General features: G+C 69.6%; 15 protein-coding genes. 9 read left to right on the top strand and 6 right to left on the bottom strand.

Annotated elements, in window-relative coordinates:
• Nucleotides 1-18 precede the first annotated feature (18 nt).
• Nucleotides 19-525, top strand: a complete 507-nt coding sequence (locus A4W93_RS24875; protein ID WP_085753174.1) for an OsmC family protein — start codon at nucleotides 19-21, stop codon at nucleotides 523-525.
• Here the strand turns inward: A4W93_RS24875 and A4W93_RS24880 are convergent.
• Both A4W93_RS24880 and adh read right to left on the bottom strand, forming a co-directional pair.
• Nucleotides 522-908 carry a DUF779 domain-containing protein gene (locus tag A4W93_RS24880; protein WP_099959983.1) on the bottom strand — a complete coding sequence of 129 codons (387 nt, stop codon included), beginning with the start codon at nucleotides 906-908 and terminating at the stop codon, nucleotides 522-524. The two genes, A4W93_RS24875 and A4W93_RS24880, sit on opposite strands and share 4 nt — an antisense overlap.
• Complete coding sequence (gene adh / locus A4W93_RS24885) at nucleotides 908-2,428, bottom strand: aldehyde dehydrogenase (protein ID WP_085753175.1); 1,521 nt, start codon at nucleotides 2,426-2,428, stop codon at nucleotides 908-910. The genes A4W93_RS24880 and adh overlap by 1 nt, the downstream gene beginning before the upstream one ends.
• Before the next feature lie 225 nt (nucleotides 2,429-2,653).
• Between adh and A4W93_RS24890 the strand changes: the two genes are divergently transcribed.
• Nucleotides 2,654-4,492: a sigma-54-dependent Fis family transcriptional regulator gene (locus A4W93_RS24890; protein WP_237357620.1), complete on the top strand. Its 1,839-nt coding sequence runs from the start codon at nucleotides 2,654-2,656 to the stop codon at nucleotides 4,490-4,492.
• Between the two features lie 6 nt (nucleotides 4,493-4,498).
• Here A4W93_RS24890 and A4W93_RS24895 read toward each other — a convergent pair whose 3' ends face one another.
• Nucleotides 4,499-5,251, bottom strand: coding sequence for an SDR family oxidoreductase (locus A4W93_RS24895; RefSeq protein WP_085753176.1), 753 nt, complete (start codon nucleotides 5,249-5,251; stop codon nucleotides 4,499-4,501).
• 103 nt (nucleotides 5,252-5,354) lie between these two features.
• On the opposite strand from A4W93_RS24895, the gene A4W93_RS30765 reads away from it, so the two are divergent.
• Nucleotides 5,355-5,531, top strand: coding sequence for a helix-turn-helix domain-containing protein (locus A4W93_RS30765; protein WP_320409204.1), 177 nt, complete (start codon nucleotides 5,355-5,357; stop codon nucleotides 5,529-5,531).
• A complete protein-coding gene (locus A4W93_RS24900) occupies nucleotides 5,522-6,256 on the top strand; it encodes a substrate binding domain-containing protein (protein WP_320409205.1) in 735 nt (244 codons plus the stop codon). The genes A4W93_RS30765 and A4W93_RS24900 overlap by 10 nt, the downstream gene beginning before the upstream one ends.
• Before the next feature lie 7 nt (nucleotides 6,257-6,263).
• Here A4W93_RS24900 and A4W93_RS24905 read toward each other — a convergent pair whose 3' ends face one another.
• Nucleotides 6,264-6,896 (bottom strand): LysE family translocator, encoded by a 633-nt coding sequence (locus A4W93_RS24905; protein WP_085753177.1) that lies wholly within the window; start codon nucleotides 6,894-6,896, stop codon nucleotides 6,264-6,266.
• Between the two features lie 175 nt (nucleotides 6,897-7,071).
• On the opposite strand from A4W93_RS24905, the gene A4W93_RS30545 reads away from it, so the two are divergent.
• From A4W93_RS30545 to A4W93_RS24920, 3 genes are all read left to right on the top strand, one after another.
• Nucleotides 7,072-7,641 (top strand): PEP-CTERM sorting domain-containing protein, encoded by a 570-nt coding sequence (locus tag A4W93_RS30545; RefSeq protein WP_085753178.1) that lies wholly within the window; start codon nucleotides 7,072-7,074, stop codon nucleotides 7,639-7,641.
• Nucleotides 7,642-7,651: 10 nt separating this feature from the next.
• Nucleotides 7,652-9,850: a phosphocholine-specific phospholipase C gene (locus A4W93_RS24915; protein WP_085753179.1), complete on the top strand. Its 2,199-nt coding sequence runs from the start codon at nucleotides 7,652-7,654 to the stop codon at nucleotides 9,848-9,850.
• Between the two features lie 251 nt (nucleotides 9,851-10,101).
• Nucleotides 10,102-10,587 carry a GNAT family N-acetyltransferase gene (locus A4W93_RS24920; RefSeq protein WP_085754318.1) on the top strand — a complete coding sequence of 162 codons (486 nt, stop codon included), beginning with the start codon at nucleotides 10,102-10,104 and terminating at the stop codon, nucleotides 10,585-10,587.
• Nucleotides 10,588-10,822: 235 nt separating this feature from the next.
• On the opposite strand, the gene A4W93_RS24925 is transcribed toward A4W93_RS24920, so the two are convergent.
• Nucleotides 10,823-11,632: a DUF6250 domain-containing protein gene (locus A4W93_RS24925; RefSeq protein ID WP_085753180.1), complete on the bottom strand. Its 810-nt coding sequence runs from the start codon at nucleotides 11,630-11,632 to the stop codon at nucleotides 10,823-10,825.
• A 98-nt stretch (nucleotides 11,633-11,730) separates the two neighbouring features.
• Nucleotides 11,731-12,642: a LysR substrate-binding domain-containing protein gene (locus A4W93_RS24930; protein ID WP_085753181.1), complete on the bottom strand. Its 912-nt coding sequence runs from the start codon at nucleotides 12,640-12,642 to the stop codon at nucleotides 11,731-11,733.
• A 115-nt stretch (nucleotides 12,643-12,757) separates the two neighbouring features.
• Here A4W93_RS24930 and A4W93_RS24935 point away from each other — a divergent pair, with 115 nt between their 5' ends.
• Entirely contained in the window at nucleotides 12,758-13,960 is a 1,203-nt protein-coding gene (locus A4W93_RS24935) for an acyl-CoA dehydrogenase (protein ID WP_085753182.1), read from the top strand.
• A gap of 131 nt (nucleotides 13,961-14,091) precedes the next feature.
• On the top strand, nucleotides 14,092-15,273 hold the full coding sequence (locus A4W93_RS24940; protein WP_085753183.1) for an acetyl-CoA C-acyltransferase family protein: 1,182 nt from the start codon (nucleotides 14,092-14,094) through the stop codon (nucleotides 15,271-15,273).
• Nucleotides 15,274-15,278: the final 5 nt, after the last annotated feature.

Raw genomic sequence — 15,278 nt, forward strand, 5'->3', positions numbered from 1 at the left:
CAACCGCTGGAGGCCCCGATGAACGCCGATCAACTCCGTGCCGCCCAGGCGCCCCTGAAGGAGCGCTACCGCGACACCCCGCAGGCGGCCCTCGTCACCCTCAGCGCCGAAGGCCGCGCCGGCGAGGGGGTCACGTGCCGCCTCGAGACCGGCAAGGCCCTCGTCGTCGCCGGCCTCCACCCGGCCACCGGCGGCAACGGCCTGGCCGCGTGTTCGGGCGACATGCTGCTCGAAGCCCTGGTGGCCTGCGCCGGGGTGACCCTCGGCGCGGTGGCCACCTCGCTCGGCATCGAACTGCGCGACGCCACGCTGCGCGCCGAAGGCGACCTCGACTTCCGCGGCACCCTCGGCGTCACGAAGGACGTGCCCGTGGGCTTCCGCGACATCCGCCTCCAGTTCACGCTCGACACCGATGCGTCGGAGGAGCAGCTCGCCACGCTGCTGCGCCTGACCGAACGGTACTGCGTCGTCTACCAGACCCTCGCCCATCCGCCGGTCCTGGCGGTGACTCGCAAGATCCCCTAGACCCGCCCTTCGGCCTCCAGCGTGGCGAACTCCTCGTCCGTGAACAGGCGCGAGCGCGTGAGGAACCTCAGCCCTTCCGGTCCCTCCAGCGAGAACATGCCCCCGCGCCCCGGCACCACGTCGATGATCAGCTGGGTGTGTTTCCAGTACTCGAACTGCGGGCCGCTGATGTAGAACGGCGCGCCGCCGATGTGCCCCAGCAGGCGGTCGCGGTCGCCCACGATGAAGTCGCCCGCCGGGTAGCACATCGGGGCGCTGCCGTCGCAGCAGCCCCCGCTCTGGTGGAACATCACCGGGCCGTGCTTGCCCGTGACGACGCCGATCAGCGAAAGCGCGGCATCGGTGGCCGTCACCTGCGGCACGGTGGTGGTGTCCGTGTCCATCAGAAGAACCCCAGCGCGCTGTCGCTGTAGCTCACCAGCAGGTTCTTCGTCTGCTGGTAGTGGTCGAGCATCATCTTGTGGTTCTCGCGTCCGATGCCCGAGTTCTTGTAGCCGCCGAACGCGGCGTGTGCCGGGTAGTGGTGGTAGCAGTTCGTCCACACCCGTCCTGCCTGGATGCCGCGGCCCATGCGGAACGCGGTGTTCATGTCGCGGCTCCACACGCCCGCCCCGAGGCCGTAGAGCGTGTCGTTGGCGATGGCCAGGGCCTCCGCCTCGTCCTTGAACGTGGTGACCGACACCACCGGACCGAAGATCTCCTCCTGGAAGATGCGCATCTTGTTGTTGCCCTGGAACACCGTGGGCTTCACGTAGTAGCCGCCCTCCAGTTCACCGGCCATCTTGTGCCGCTCGCCACCGATCAGGCACTTCGCGCCCTCCTGCTTGCCGATGTCGAGGTAGCTGAGGATCTTCTCCAGCTGCTCGTTCGAAGCCTGCGCGCCGATCATCGTGTCGCTCTCGAGCGGGTTGCCCTGCTTGATCTTGCCGACGCGCGCGATGGCCTTTTCCATGAACTTCTCGTAGACCGACTCCTGCACCAGCGCGCGCGACGGGCAGGTGCACACCTCGCCCTGGTTCAGCGCGAACATCGCGAAGCCCTCCAGGGCCTTGTCGAGGAACGCGTCGTCCTTCGACATCACGTCGGCGAAGAAGATGTTGGGCGACTTGCCGCCGAGTTCCAGCGTCACGGGAATGATGTTCTGGCTCGCGTACTGCATGATCAGCCGGCCGGTGGTGGTCTCGCCGGTGAACGCGATCTTCGCGATGCGGTTGCTCGACGCGAGCGGCTTGCCCGCCTCCACGCCGAAGCCGTTGACGATGTTGACCACGCCCGGCGGCAACAGGTCGCCGATGAGCTCCATCAGCACGAGGATGGACGCGGGCGTCTGCTCCGCGGGCTTGAGCACCACGCAGTTGCCGGCGGCCAGCGCGGGCGCGAGCTTCCACACTGCCATCAGGATCGGGAAGTTCCACGGGATGATCTGGCCCACCACGCCCAGCGGCTCGTGGAAGTGGTACGCGAAGGTCTGGTGGTCGATCTCGCTGATGCCCCCTTCCTGCGCGCGCACGCACGACGCGAAGTAGCGGAAGTGGTCGACGGCGAGCGGCAGGTCGGCCGCCATCGTCTCGCGGATGGGCTTGCCGTTGTCCCAGGTCTCCGCCGTGGCCAGCATCGGCAGGTTCTGCTCGATGCGGTCGGCGATGCGGTTCAGCACGTTGGCGCGTTCGGCCGGCGAAGTCTTGCCCCAGGCCACCTTCGCGGCATGTGCGGCGTCGAGCGCGCGGTCGATGTCCTCGGCCGTCGAACGCGGCACCTCGCAGAAGACCTTGCCCGTGACGGGCGTGACGTTGTCGAAGTACTGGCCACCGGACGGAGCGACCCACTGCCCGCCGATGTAGTTCTCGTACCGCTTCTTGAACGGCACCGCGAGGCCGAACTTGCCGGGTTCCATCATGTCCATGAGTTTCTCCAGGGTTTGCGGGTGGGCCGCGTCGTGCGGCGCGAAACACGGCGCAAGGCCCATACCCGAAAGCCTCCGGACTTACCCGAGGCCCGCTGTGCGGGGCGTGCCCTCGGGCGCAAACTGCGAAGTCCACGCGTCGCATCGGCGGTGTCGCACGATGCGACACCGGCGGGTGCGACAACGTCGCATGGCGCGAATGCCGTGCGACACCGAGGAGTTGCCATGTCCGACATGCCATCCGGCCTGTCGCGGGTCCAGCAGGCCCGCGAACGCTTCTTCGACGAAGGCCGCGCCCCCGACGGCTGGGTGCCGCCGCACATCACGCGCTCGTGGATGCGCTGCCGCAGCCAGGGCCCGCGGCCCGAGCTGTGGGTGCCCATGGCCACCGCCCTCGTGCGCGAGCGCCGCCACGAAGCCCGCTCGCTGCTCGACTGCGCGATGCCCGAACTCGACGGCCTCGCCCAGCACGCCGCCGACACCGGCTGCATCGCGGTGATCTGCGGTCCCGACGGGATCATCCTCGATGAGGTGGGCTCCACCGAGTTCGTGCCGAAGGCCGACCGCGTGGCATTGCGCCCGGGCGCCGACTGGTCCGAGGGCGCGCGCGGCACCAACGCGATCGGCACCGTGCTCATCGAACGCGAGGCGCTCGCGGTGCTGGGCGGCGAACACTTCCTCGACCACAACGGGTTCCTCGCCTGTGCGGCAGCGCCCGTGTTCGACGGCGCCGGCCACGTGGCCGGGGTGCTGGACCTGTCGGGCGAACCCTCGCGGTTGGACGCCCATGCCCTCGGCCTCGTGCGCCTCGCCGCACGGCAGATCGAACACCGGTTGATGCTGGCCTCGGCCCGCGGCCAGGTGCTGCGTTTCCACGCGAAGGCGGGCCTGCTCGGCACGCCACGAGAAGGGCTGCTGGCGGTGGAGGACGGCCGCGTGGTCGCCGCCAACGGCATCGGCCTCTCGCTGCTCGGCGAGACCTGGGACTCGCTGCTCGGCCAGCCGGTCGAGCGGGTGCTCGGCCGCACCTGGTCGCGCATCGATCCGCGCGGCGAGGTGCTCGTGCTGCCCAGCGGCGCGTCGCTCGTCGCCGGCATCGCACCGTCCGCCCGGCCCGTCGCGGTGTCCGTGCCGGCCCGCGAGGCGCCGCGCCCGGCGCCGGTGGCCGATCCGTTCGACACGCTGCTGGCCGTCGCCGTGCGCGTGCTCGACGCGGGCGTGCCAGTGCTCGTGACCGGCGAGACCGGCGCGGGCAAGGAAGTCTTCGCGCAGCGACTGCACCACGAAGGCCGGCGCCGCCATGGCCCGTTCGTCGCCGTCAACTGTGCCGCGCTGCCCGAGACCCTGATCGAGGCCGAGCTGTTCGGCTACGACGACGGCGCCTTCACCGGCGCCCGCCGGCGCGGCGCCCCGGGCCGGCTGCGCGAGGCCGATGGCGGCGTGCTGTTCCTCGACGAGATCGGCGACATGCCGCTCGCGATGCAGACGCGGCTGCTGCGGGTGCTGGAGACCCGCGAGGTCACGCCCCTCGGCGGCGGCAAACCCGTGACGGTCGATTTCGACCTCGTGTGCGCCACGCACTGCGACCTGCCGCGCCTCGCGGCCGAAGGGGCGTTCCGCAGCGACCTGCTCTACCGCATCGCCGGCTACGGCGTCGCGCTGCCGGCGCTGCGCGACCGGCCCGACCGCCGCGGCCTCATCCGCAAGCTGTTCGACACACTCGCGGCGCCACGCCGGCTCGCGCTGTCGGACGAGGCGCTCGACCAGCTCGACCGGCATCCGTGGCCAGGGAACGTGCGGGAGTTGATCCACACCTTGAAGACGGCGGTGGCGCTGGCGCCGGACGGGGGGACGGTGGAGCGCGTGCAGCTCGTCGCACATCCCGCTCCCGCGGATCCGGCCCCGCCGGTGGCCGCGCCCGTCGCACTCGGCGACCTCACGGCACAAGCCATCGAACGGGCGCTGCAGGCCTGCGGAGGCCGGGTCGCCGACACCGCGCGCCAGCTGGGCATCCACCGCAGCACGGTGTACCGCCACCTGGCGCAGCGCCGGCGAGGCCACTGACCCCGGTCAGAACTCCTGCACGGTGGGGCGCAGCACCACCTCGTTGATGTCCACCTCGGCCGGCTGCTCGATGGCGTAGGCAATGGCACGCGCCACCGAGTCGGCCGGGATCTGGTTCTGCTCGTAGAAGGCCTGCACCCCCGCGCGGGCGGCCGGGTCCGTGCTGTGGTCCTTCAGCTCGGACGCCACGGCCCCGGGCGACACGATGGTCGTGCGCACACCCGCCGGGGCTTCGGCGCGCAGCCCTTCGGAGATGGCGCGCACCGCGAACTTCGTGGCGCTGTAGACCGTGCCGATCGGCGTGAACACCTTGTGGCCGGCGATCGAGGCGATGTTGACGATGTGCCCGCTCTTCTGCTCGGTCATGACCGGCAGCACCGCGGCGATGCCGTGCAGCACACCCTTGATGTTGATGTCGATCGTGCGGCTCCACTCGTCGACCTTCAGCGCGGCCAGCGGCGACAGCGGCATGGTGCCCGCGTTGTTGACGAGCACGTCGATGCGGCCGAAACGCTTCAGCGCCGCGTCGGCCAGCGCACGCACCTGCGCGGCGTCGCCCACGTCGGTGGTCACGGCGATGGCCTGGGCACCGTTCGATTCGAGTTCGGCGACGAGGCCTTGCAGCCGGTCGGTGCGGCGGGCGGCCAGCACCAGGCGCGCGCCGCGTGTGGCCAGCAGGCGGGCCGTGGCCTCGCCGAGGCCGCTGCTCGCGCCGGTGATGACGACGACCTTGTCCTGGATGCCGTTGAGGGAGTTCATGTCGGTTCCTTTCGGGGTGGGTTGGTGACGCAACTATCGGTGCGGCCCTTGTGCCCGTAAATGGAATCCGGCAGAGTTCAGAATTCCCGGAACTGGAACACCGATGAACAACCCCCTGGAAGCCCTGCGCGTGTTCTGCGTCGCCGCCGAGTCCGGCAACTTCCGCGAGGCGGCCACCCGCCTGTCGGTGTCGCCCCAGGTCGTGACCCGCGTGGTCAAGGCGCTGGAGGACGAGCTGGGGAGCCGCTGTTCCACCGCAGCACGCGCGGCGTGCAGGTGAGCGACTTCGGCATTCGCCTGCTGGAGCGCGCTCGGGCCGCGGTGGCGGGTGTCGACACGCTGTTCGAGCGGCGCGACCGCCGGGCCCTGTCGGCCCATGCCGGCACGGTGCGCGTGGCGGCGCCGTCCATCATCGGCCGCCCCTTCGTGACCGACGCGCTCGCGCCCTGCGCGGCCGAACACCCGGGCCTCGTGATCGACCTGCGGCTGTCGGAGGTGATCGCCGACGTGGTGCAACAGCAGATCGACGTGGGCGTGCGCATCGGCGCGCTCCGGGACAGCCGCTTCGTCGCCCGGCCCGTCGCGAAGGTGCACTTCCACGTCGTCGGGTCGCCTGCGCTGCTGGACCGCGTGGGCACACCGCGCGACCTCGAGGCGCTGTTCGCGCGCCCCACCACCGCGTTCGTCGACCGCAACAACGGCCGCACGTGGGCGTGGCTCTTCAAGGGCGGACGGCAGGTGACGCCGGCGAACCCCGCGTTCGTCACCGACGACCCCGAGGCCGAATGCGCCGCGGCGGTCGCGGGCTACGGCTTCGCGCAGCTGCCCGGGTTCCTCGCCGCGCCGCACCTGCGCGCGGGCCGCCTCGTCAGCCTGTTCGACTCGCTGGCCCCGGACCCGTGGCCGCTCTACGTGTACCGCGCGCAGCGGTCGCCGGTGCCGGCGCGGGTGCGGCTCGTGTACGACACGCTGCTGGAGGCGATGGCGGCGATCGACAGCCGGTGAGGACCGGTCACGGGCGCGCGGCCGACGTCACCAGCCGCAACCCCAGCAGCACCATCACGCCCCCGGCCAGCCGGTCGATGGCCGACTTGGCCCGCAGGTACACGCCGCGCGGCCGCGCCGACGACAGCACCACGGCCACGATGCCATACCACCCCGCTTCGATCGCGAACACCGAGGCACACACCGCGAGGTCGAACCCGAGGGTGGGCGCCACCGGCATGAACGCCGCGAACACACTCGCGTAGACGATCGCGGTCTTGGGATTGCTCACCTGCGTCGAGAGCCCGTACAGGAAGGAGCGGCGCCAGGAGACACCCGCCACGGGCCCTTCCGCGAACATCGACAACGCCGTTCCGGCCCCGCGCCAGATGCGCCAGCCGAGGTACGCGAGATAGGCCCCGCCCGCGACCTTCAGCGCCACATAGAGCGACGGCACCGCCTGCAGCAGCCCGTTGAGCCCGAGCAGCGCGGCGATGGCGAACAGCACCCCTCCGACGCCCATGCCCAGCGCCGCGGCCACGCCGTCGGCGCGCGACGCCGACACCGCGGTGCGCGCCACCATCACGAAGCTGGGCCCGGGGCTCATCGTGCCGACGGACAGGGTCATGGCGATGCCCAGCAGGGCGGCGAGGTCGACCATCGGAAGCTCCTTGCGGTGAATCAACACATCGTACGCCCGCCGCGCACTGACACGGTCGCGTCACGGCCCTGTCACCCCCGCTTCCGAAGATCCCCGGCTGCGCCCCCGAGCGCCGGGGCGGCCGAATGCTCCTGTGCCGGAGGGACGCAAGAACCAAAACACCACAGGAGTATTCATGGGCAAGTTCAACCTGCGCCTGGCAGCCGTCGCGGCCGCCATCGCACTCGTCTCGCCGCTGGCATCCGCCACGGTCCTCACGTTCGACGACATCGGCGCGGATGGTTTCGTGCCGTCCAACTACGGCGGCCTCGACTGGTCCGCCAGCAGCTGGTTCGCCTACGCCGGCGAACAGGCGCCGTTCTCGGCGCACTCGGGCGACTACCGCGCCACGGTGGGCTGGGACGGTTCCGTCGACACCAGCGCCGTCAGCTTCCTCACCGCCAGCACGTTCGACGGCGCCTGGTTCGCCGGCTTCGAAGGCGTGTCGGTCGCGTTCGACCTGTACTACCAGGGCGCCCTCGTCGGTTCCTCGGCCTCGCTGGGCCTGTCGGGCACGTCGTCGTTCCTGTCGAGCGGCTACGCCGGCCTCGTGGACCGCGTGACGATCCGCAGCAACGACCACGCGAACTTCGTGATGGACGACTTCACGTTCAGCGCCCCGGTGCCCGAACCCGAAAGCGTGCTGATGATGCTGGCCGGCCTCGGCCTCGTCGGCGCCGCCGCCCGCCGCCGCAAGAACGCCTGAGGACCGGACGATGACCCAGAACACCACCCCGGAACGCCGCAAGTTCCTGCGCACCGTCGCCACCACCGCCGGTGCCACCGCTGCGCTGACCTCGTTCCCGCCGGCCATCGCCCGCGCGCTGTCGATCGCGGCGAACCGCCGCACCGGCACGCTGAAGGACGTCGAGCACATCGTGATCCTCACGCAGGAGAACCGCTCGTTCGACCACTACTTCGGCACGCTGAACGGCGTGCGCGGCTTCGCCGACCCGTTCCCGATCCCCCGCGCCGACACCACGAACATCGCCGGCAAGACCGTGTTCGTGCAGCCGCCGCGCACCGGCACCGCCGCCACCACGACCACCGTCGCCCCGTTCCACCTCAACACGGCGCAGAACTTCGGTGTCATGCGCGTGGGCGGCACGCCACACTCGTGGACCGACGCGCAGGCCGCGTGGGACCACGGCCGCATGGACAAGTGGCCCGCCGCGAAGCAGAACCACTCGATGGGCTACTACAAGGAAGAGGACATCCCCTTCCAGTTCGCGATGGCCAACGCGTTCACCGTGTGCGACGCCTACCACTGCTCGTCGCAGACCGGCACCAACACGAACCGCCTGTTCCTGTGGACCGGCACGAACGACCCGCTGCGCAAGGGCAACGGACCGTCCACGGACAACAGCCACGACTGGTTCAACGAGAACCCGGCCGACGACTACACCTGGACCACCTACCCCGAGCGCCTGCAATCCGCCGGCATCTCCTGGCAGGTCTACCAGAACATGGCCGACAACTTCACCGACAACTCGCTCGCCGGGTTCAAGGTGTTCCGCGACGGCTGGTACAACCGCCCGGGCTACTCGCAGCAGCTCAAGGACCGCGGCATCTCCACGCGCGACCTCGACAAACTCAAGGAAGACGTGCTCGCCGACAAGCTGCCGCAGGTCTCGTGGGTCGTCGCCACCGCCGAAGGCTCCGAGCACCCGGGCCCGTCGAGCCCCGCGCAGGGCGCCGACTACACCGCCAAGGTGCTGGACGCGCTGACCGCCAACCCCGACGTCTGGGCCAAGACCGTCCTCTTCATCAACTTCGACGAGAACGACGGCTTCTTCGACCACGTGCCGCCGCCGGCCGCCCCGTCGTACGTGACGTGGAACGCCGACCCGGCGCAGGCCGTGCTGGCCGGCGCCTCGACGGTGGACACCACCGGCGAGTACAACGAGATCCTCAACGGCTCGTCGGCCACGTACCTGCACCGCAACTACGGCATGGGCCCGCGCGTGCCGCTCTACATCCTGTCGCCGTGGAGCAAGGGCGGGTTCGTGAACTCGCAGGTGTCGGACCACACGTCGGTGATCCGCTTCATCGAAGCCCGCTTCGGCGTGAAGGAGCCGAACATCAGCGCCTGGCGCCGTGCCGTGGCCGGTGACCTGACCTCGTGCTTCAACTTCGCCGACCCGGAAGACTCCGCGTTCTTCGCGAACCTGCCGAACACGGTGGCCCTGGCCAACCGCGCCCGCGCGCTGCCCAGCACCACCACGCCGGCCGCCCCGTCGGCCGTGACGCTGCCGGTGCAGAAGTCGGGCGTGCGCCCGGCCCGTGCGCTGCCGTACGACCTGCAGGCCACCGCCCGCATCGTGCCGAGCGCCGTGCTCAACGGCACGAAGGTCGACGTCGTGTTCGAGAACCTCGGCCGCGCCGCCGCCGTCTTCCACGTGTACGACCGCCTGAACCTCGCGGCCATCCCGCGCCGCTACACGGTCGAGGCCGGCAAGCAGCTGACCGGCACGTGGGCCCCGGCCGCGAGCGGTGCGTACGACCTGTGGATCCTGGGCCCGAACGGCTTCCACCGCCACATCGCCGGCAACGCCCGGCGTGCCGCGTCGGCCGGCCAGCCCAACCCGGACGTGATCGCCCGCGCGAACCCGCAGTACGGCGAGCTGTCGCTGCAGCTCGTGAACACGGGACCGGTGGCCGCGACGTTCTCGATCGTGCGCAACCGCTACGCCGCGGTGCCCGCGCAGACGGTCATCGTGCCGGCGCGTGGCACGAGCGACGTGCGCATCCCGGTCGCCGACACGGCGCACTGGTACGACGTGTCGGTGAAGGTGGTGGGCCAGGCCGACTGGCTGCGCCGCTTCGCCGGCCACGTCGAGACCGGCCAGTCGTCGGTCAGCGATCCGGCGATGGAAGGGGCGGCGAAGGCCGATCAGTTCCGCGTCGCGGGCTGATGATGTGAAACGTGGACGGCTTGGGGGATCCGGCCGTCCACTGCCTGGTGACTCTGGCGATTGCCTTGCGCCTGGCGTGAGCGAATGTCTTGCCTGCAGTTGGTCGAGATGAACCCAAAACCGCCGTGCCCAGCGGAAGCGGTCATGCGTCGCGAACCGTGGTTGAGACTGCAATCGGCCAGGAGCGGACATTCGCCAGCGGGTCAGGTGTGACAGACTCGTGGTTCAGGTTGTCGCCTGATGAGGACTTCATGCAGATACGTCGGTTCAGGCTTGGGGATGAAGCGGCCTTGTTCCGCGTGTATTTCACGGCCATCCACGAGGTTGCCTCCCGCGACTACTCACCTGAGCAGGTCGAGGCATGGGCTCCGGCGGACTTGGACACAGACCTATGGGCCAATCGAGTTCGAAGAATCCGACCCTTTGTCGCCGAGCTTGGTGACGAAATCGTCGGCTACGCGGACGTCCAACAGGACGGATACGTCGACCACTTCTTTGTGTCGGGCGCTCATCCGCGGCAAGGAATTGGGACAAGGCTGATGGCTCGTATCCATCAGGAGGCCAAGTCTCGTGGTCTGACCGAGCTGACGTCGGACGTGAGCAAGACTGCCGAGCCCTTTTTTGCCCTCCATGGATTTCACGTGGTCGAGCGACGCTTTCCAGTGCTTCGAGGCGTGACACTTCAGACCGCTCTGATGCGCAAGGTGCTTGCGAATGAGGGGGAGCGTCTCGTCTAGCCTCATGACCTACGGGCGCACGCCTGCTTCGGAGCGCGGCGTACAGCCGGTATGGGTCGGTAGCTGCCCGCCAACAATCCAGCAGCGAGGACCGCTTTGTGCCAGAAGCGGTCGCTGCAGCACAAGCGCAATGGGTTGGTGACGCGAGTGGCCACGCTCGCCTTCGCGCGGGGCTCAGGCATTCGACGGCATGACTCTGGCCGGCCGTTGAATCGCAACAAGCGCCGAATCGCCCTCACTCCGCCGGCAACGCCACCACGCGGAAGTCCTTGAGCTGGAAGTGGCTTGTGGTGGTGCGGAACGCGAACCAGCCCTCCGCATAGCGCGCCGGGTCCGTGTGGCTGAAGATCAGTTTGTCGTTCGCATACCAACGCAGCGTGACCGGATCCGCCGCGGTGGCCGCGCGCGACACGATGCGCACGCGCGTCGGCGTGTTGGCCACGAGGCTCGTGTCCGCGGTCATGCCGCCGGCCTTGTCGTCGGCGGTGGCCGATTCCGCGGTCGCGTAGCCGGTGATCTGCGGGCGCGCGGCCGTGCCGTCGTTGCGTCGCAGGCGCGTGGTCGTGTTGCTGTTCGCACCGAAGCCCACGTAGTACAGGTAAAGCGGGTTGTACGAGGCCAGCGCGCCGTCGTAGGTGACCGACGTGGGATCGGGGTTCGCCGCGCCCGGGATGGTCGCGTTCCAGAACACGTTCAGGTCGGAGATGCGGTCGACGAAGCGGGTGCCCGCGAAGGTGATGGGCACCGGGATCGCGGTGAAGCGGATCTCGTAGTTGCCCGAGAACTTCTGCTTGAACCAGATCGTCGCGCCGGACGGCTGCACGATGTCGAGCACGCCGTTGGCGGCCGTGACGGTGCCGGCCACGTCCTGTTGCTCGACCTTCCACTTGGCCGTGCCCTGCGTGAAGTCGTCGGAGGCGAGCACGGTGGGTTCCACGGTGTCGTCGTCGTCACCGCCGCAGGCCTGAAGGGCGGCGAGCGAGACGAGCAGCAGGGCCTGGGCGGCGGTGCGCCAGGAAGGGAGTCGGGAAGCGGGAGCGGTCATCGGGCCAGGAGGAAAGGATCGGAAGGTCGCGATCGTTCCACGTCCCTCGGGGAAACCCTAGGAAGCTTCTCGCATAAGGTTGTACGACAACCTGCCGCTCACCCCAGTCCGTGCGCCTCCCGGTAGGCCGTGGCTTCGGCGATCAGCCATCCACGAAACGCGGCGAGCAACGGCCGCTCCGACCGCTGCTGCGGATGGATCAGGTAGTAGGACCGATCGCTCAGGTAGTCGTGCCGCACCACCTGCACGAGGCGCCCCCGTTCCAGCTCGTCCTCCACCATGAAACGAGGCACCAGCGCCACCCCGAGCCCATGGATCGCCGCCTCGGTCAGCATCGAGAACAGCTCGTAGCGCGGCCCCGCCATGTCGTTCGCCGACCGCACGCCCGCCGACTCGAACCAGTGACGCCACGCGTGCGGCCGGGTGCTCTGCTGCAGCAGCGGCAGGCGGCCGAGTTCGTCGGGCTTGAGCTGTTCGCGCGGCGCGATGAGCTCCGGGCTCGCCACGGTGATCAGGTTCTCTCGCATCAGGAAGTGCCCCTCGGTGCCGGGCCAGCTGGCCTCGCCCGCGTAGATGGCGGCGTCGAACGGGGTGCCGTCGAACAGGAAGGGCCGGGTGCGCGGGGTGAGGTTCACGAGCGTGCCCTCGTGCGCCTGCTGGAACGCGCCCAGCCGCGGCAGCAGCCACTTGGTGGCGAACGTGGGCACCACGCCCAGCTCCAGCGTGCCGCCCTGCCCGCGCCGGGCCATCAGCTCGAGCGTGTCGCGTTCGATGGCCTCGAGCCGCGCGCCCACCTGCTCGCTGTAGTGCCGCCCGGCTTCGGTCAGCACGACACCACGCTTCGAGCGCCGGAACAGCTTCACGCCGAGGAAGGTCTCCAGTGCGGCGATCTGCCGGCTGACCGCGCTCTGGGTCATCGCCTGCTCGGTGGCGGCAAGCGTGAAGCTGCGGTGGCGCGCCGCCGACTCGAACACGGCCAGCGCGGTGGTGGACGGGATCCTGCGGCGCATGGGCGGGGCTCTCGGAGTTCCAAAAATGCATGGATGCGTGACAACAAAGCGATTGCCGCGCCCCTCGTACGATTCTATATTCCTGAGTCCAGCTCCCTACTGATCGGAATCCAACATGAGTTCAAAGAATGTGACCGGCAAGGCCAAGGCCGCCTTCCACTGGGACGACCCCCTGCTGCTGGACCAGCAACTCACCGACGACGAACGCCAGATCCGCGACGCCGCGAACGCCTACTGCCAGGGCAAGCTCGCCCCCCGCGTGCTCGAGGCCTTCCGCCATGAAAAGACCGATCCCGCGATCTTCCGCGAGATGGGCGAACTGGGCCTGCTGGGCCCCACCATCCCCGAGCAGTACGGCGGCGCCGGCCTGAACTACGTGGCCTACGGCCTGATCGCCCGCGAAGTGGAACGGGTGGACTCGGGCTACCGCTCGATGATGAGCGTGCAGTCGTCGCTCGTGATGGTGCCCATCAACGAATTCGGCAACGAGGCCACGAAGCAGAAGTACCTGCCGAAGCTGGCCTCGGGCCAGTGGATCGGCTGCTTCGGCCTCACCGAACCCGACCACGGCTCCGACCCGGGCAGCATGGTCACCCGCGCGAAGAAGGTCGACGGCGGCTACAGCCTCACCGGCGCGAAGATGTGGATCAGCAACAGCCCCATCGCCGACGTGTTCGTCGTGTGGGCGAAGGACGATGAAGGCGCCATCCGCGGCTTCGTGCTCGAGAAGGGCTGGAAGGGCCTGTCGGCCCCGGCCATCCACGGCAAGGTGGGCCTGCGTGCGTCCATCACCGGCGAGATCGTGCTCGACAACGTGTTCTGCCCGGAAGAAAACGCCTTCCCCGAGGTGCGCGGCCTGAAGGGCCCGTTCACGTGCCTCAACAGCGCGCGCTACGGCATCGCGTGGGGCGCGCTGGGCGCCGCGGAAGACTGCTGGTTCCGCGCCCGCCAGTACACGCTCGACCGCAAGCAGTTCGGCCGCCCGCTCGCGGCCAACCAGCTGATCCAGAAGAAGCTCGCCGACATGCAGACCGAGATCACGCTGGGCCTGCAGGGCTGCCTGCGCCTCGGCCGCATGAAGGACGAGGGCACCGCCGCCGTCGAGATCACGTCGATCATGAAGCGCAACTCGTGCGGCAAGGCGCTCGACATCGCCCGCCTGGCCCGCGACATGATGGGCGGCAACGGCATCAGCGACGAGTTCGGCGTGGCGAGGCACCTGGTGAACCTGGAGGTGGTGAACACCTACGAGGGGACGCACGACGTGCATGCGCTGATCCTGGGGCGTGCGCAGACCGGGATCGCGGCGTTCAGCTGACCCGCCCCGACCGCCGGGAGGGGACATGCGACGAGCTGTCATCCCGGCGACTCACCGTCCGTTCCGACGAGTCCGTTTTCCACCCCGAAGCGGCACAATCTCCCTTTTCGCCAACCCCTTCGGAGCTTTCCATGAGCAAGGACATCTGGATCCTCAGCGCCACCCGCACCGCCATCGGCAGCTTCGGCGGCGCGCTCAAGGAAGTGCCGCCCACCCAGCTCGGCGCCACCGTGCTGCGCGAAGCGGTGAAGCGCTCGGGCGTCGACCCGGAGGCCTTCGGCCACGTCGTGTTCGGCAACGTGATCCCCACCGAACCGCGCGACGCGTACCTCAGCCGCGTGGCCTCGATGGAGGGCGGCCTGTCGAAGGACGTGCCCGCGTTCAACGTGAACCGCCTGTGCGGCTCGGGGCTGCAGGCCATCGTGTCGGCCGCGCAGGCCATCGCGCTCGGTGACGCCGACTTCGCCGTGGGCGGTGGCGCCGAATCGATGAGCCGCGGCCCGTACATGGTGCCCGCCGCGCGCTGGGGCGCGCGCATGGGCGACATCGCGATGGTCGACTACATGACGGCCATCCTGCACGACCCGTTCGGCAAGTTCCACATGGGCATCACGGCCGAGAACGTGGCCGCCGAACACGGCATCTCCCGCGAGATGCAGGACGAGCTGGCGCTCGAGAGCCAGCGCCGCGCCGTCGCCGCCATCGACGCCGGCCGCTTCAAGGACCAGATCGTCCCGGTGGAGATCGCCGGCCGCAAGGGCACCGTGGTGTTCGACACCGACGAACACCCGCGCCGCGACGCCTCGTTGCAGGCCCTGTCGGCGATGCGCACCGTGTTCAAGAAGGACGGCACCGTGACCGCCGGCAACGCGTCGGGCATCAACGACGGCGCCGCCGCGCTGGTGCTCGCCAGCGCCGGCCGCGCCCGCACGCTGGGCCTGAAGCCGATGGCCCGCCTGGTGGCCTACGCCCATGCCGGCGTGGACCCGGCGCTGATGGGCATCGGCCCCGTGCCCGCCACGCAGCGCGTGCTGGAGAAGGCCGGCCTCAAGGTGAGCGACCTCGACGTGATCGAGTCGAACGAGGCCTTCGCCGCGCAGGCCTGCGCCGTGTCGCGCGCGCTCGACTTCGACCCGGCCAAGGTCAACGTCAACGGCTCGGGCATCTCGCTGGGCCACCCGGTGGGCGCCACGGGCGCCATCATCGCCACGAAGGCCCTGCACGAGCTGCAGCGCGTGCAGGGCCGCTACGCCCTCGTCACGATGTGCATCGGTGGCGGCCAGGGCATCGCCGCGATCTTCGAGCGCGCCTGATCCCC

Origin of the sequence: Piscinibacter gummiphilus (genome assembly GCF_002116905.1) — a bacterium.
GTDB classification, from domain to species: Bacteria; Pseudomonadota; Gammaproteobacteria; order Burkholderiales; family Burkholderiaceae_C; genus Rhizobacter; species Rhizobacter gummiphilus.

What these genes read in the sequence shown, in the direction of transcription:
- A4W93_RS24875 (WP_085753174.1), top strand. Translation starts at nt 19, where the DNA reads ATGAACGCCGATCAACTCCGTGCCGCCCAGGCGCCCCTGAAGGAGCGC.
- A4W93_RS24880 (WP_099959983.1), bottom strand. Translation starts at nt 908, where the DNA reads ATGGACACGGACACCACCACCGTGCCGCAGGTGACGGCCACCGATGCC.
- adh (WP_085753175.1), bottom strand. Translation starts at nt 2,428, where the DNA reads ATGGACATGATGGAACCCGGCAAGTTCGGCCTCGCGGTGCCGTTCAAG.
- A4W93_RS24890 (WP_237357620.1), top strand. Translation starts at nt 2,654, where the DNA reads ATGTCCGACATGCCATCCGGCCTGTCGCGGGTCCAGCAGGCCCGCGAA.
- A4W93_RS24895 (WP_085753176.1), bottom strand. Translation starts at nt 5,251, where the DNA reads ATGAACTCCCTCAACGGCATCCAGGACAAGGTCGTCGTCATCACCGGC.
- A4W93_RS30765 (WP_320409204.1), top strand. Translation starts at nt 5,355, where the DNA reads ATGAACAACCCCCTGGAAGCCCTGCGCGTGTTCTGCGTCGCCGCCGAG.
- A4W93_RS24905 (WP_085753177.1), bottom strand. Translation starts at nt 6,896, where the DNA reads ATGGTCGACCTCGCCGCCCTGCTGGGCATCGCCATGACCCTGTCCGTC.
- A4W93_RS30545 (WP_085753178.1), top strand. Translation starts at nt 7,072, where the DNA reads ATGGGCAAGTTCAACCTGCGCCTGGCAGCCGTCGCGGCCGCCATCGCA.
- A4W93_RS24915 (WP_085753179.1), top strand. Translation starts at nt 7,652, where the DNA reads ATGACCCAGAACACCACCCCGGAACGCCGCAAGTTCCTGCGCACCGTC.
- A4W93_RS24920 (WP_085754318.1), top strand. Translation starts at nt 10,102, where the DNA reads ATGCAGATACGTCGGTTCAGGCTTGGGGATGAAGCGGCCTTGTTCCGC.
- A4W93_RS24925 (WP_085753180.1), bottom strand. Translation starts at nt 11,632, where the DNA reads ATGACCGCTCCCGCTTCCCGACTCCCTTCCTGGCGCACCGCCGCCCAG.
- A4W93_RS24930 (WP_085753181.1), bottom strand. Translation starts at nt 12,642, where the DNA reads ATGCGCCGCAGGATCCCGTCCACCACCGCGCTGGCCGTGTTCGAGTCG.
- A4W93_RS24935 (WP_085753182.1), top strand. Translation starts at nt 12,758, where the DNA reads ATGAGTTCAAAGAATGTGACCGGCAAGGCCAAGGCCGCCTTCCACTGG.
- A4W93_RS24940 (WP_085753183.1), top strand. Translation starts at nt 14,092, where the DNA reads ATGAGCAAGGACATCTGGATCCTCAGCGCCACCCGCACCGCCATCGGC.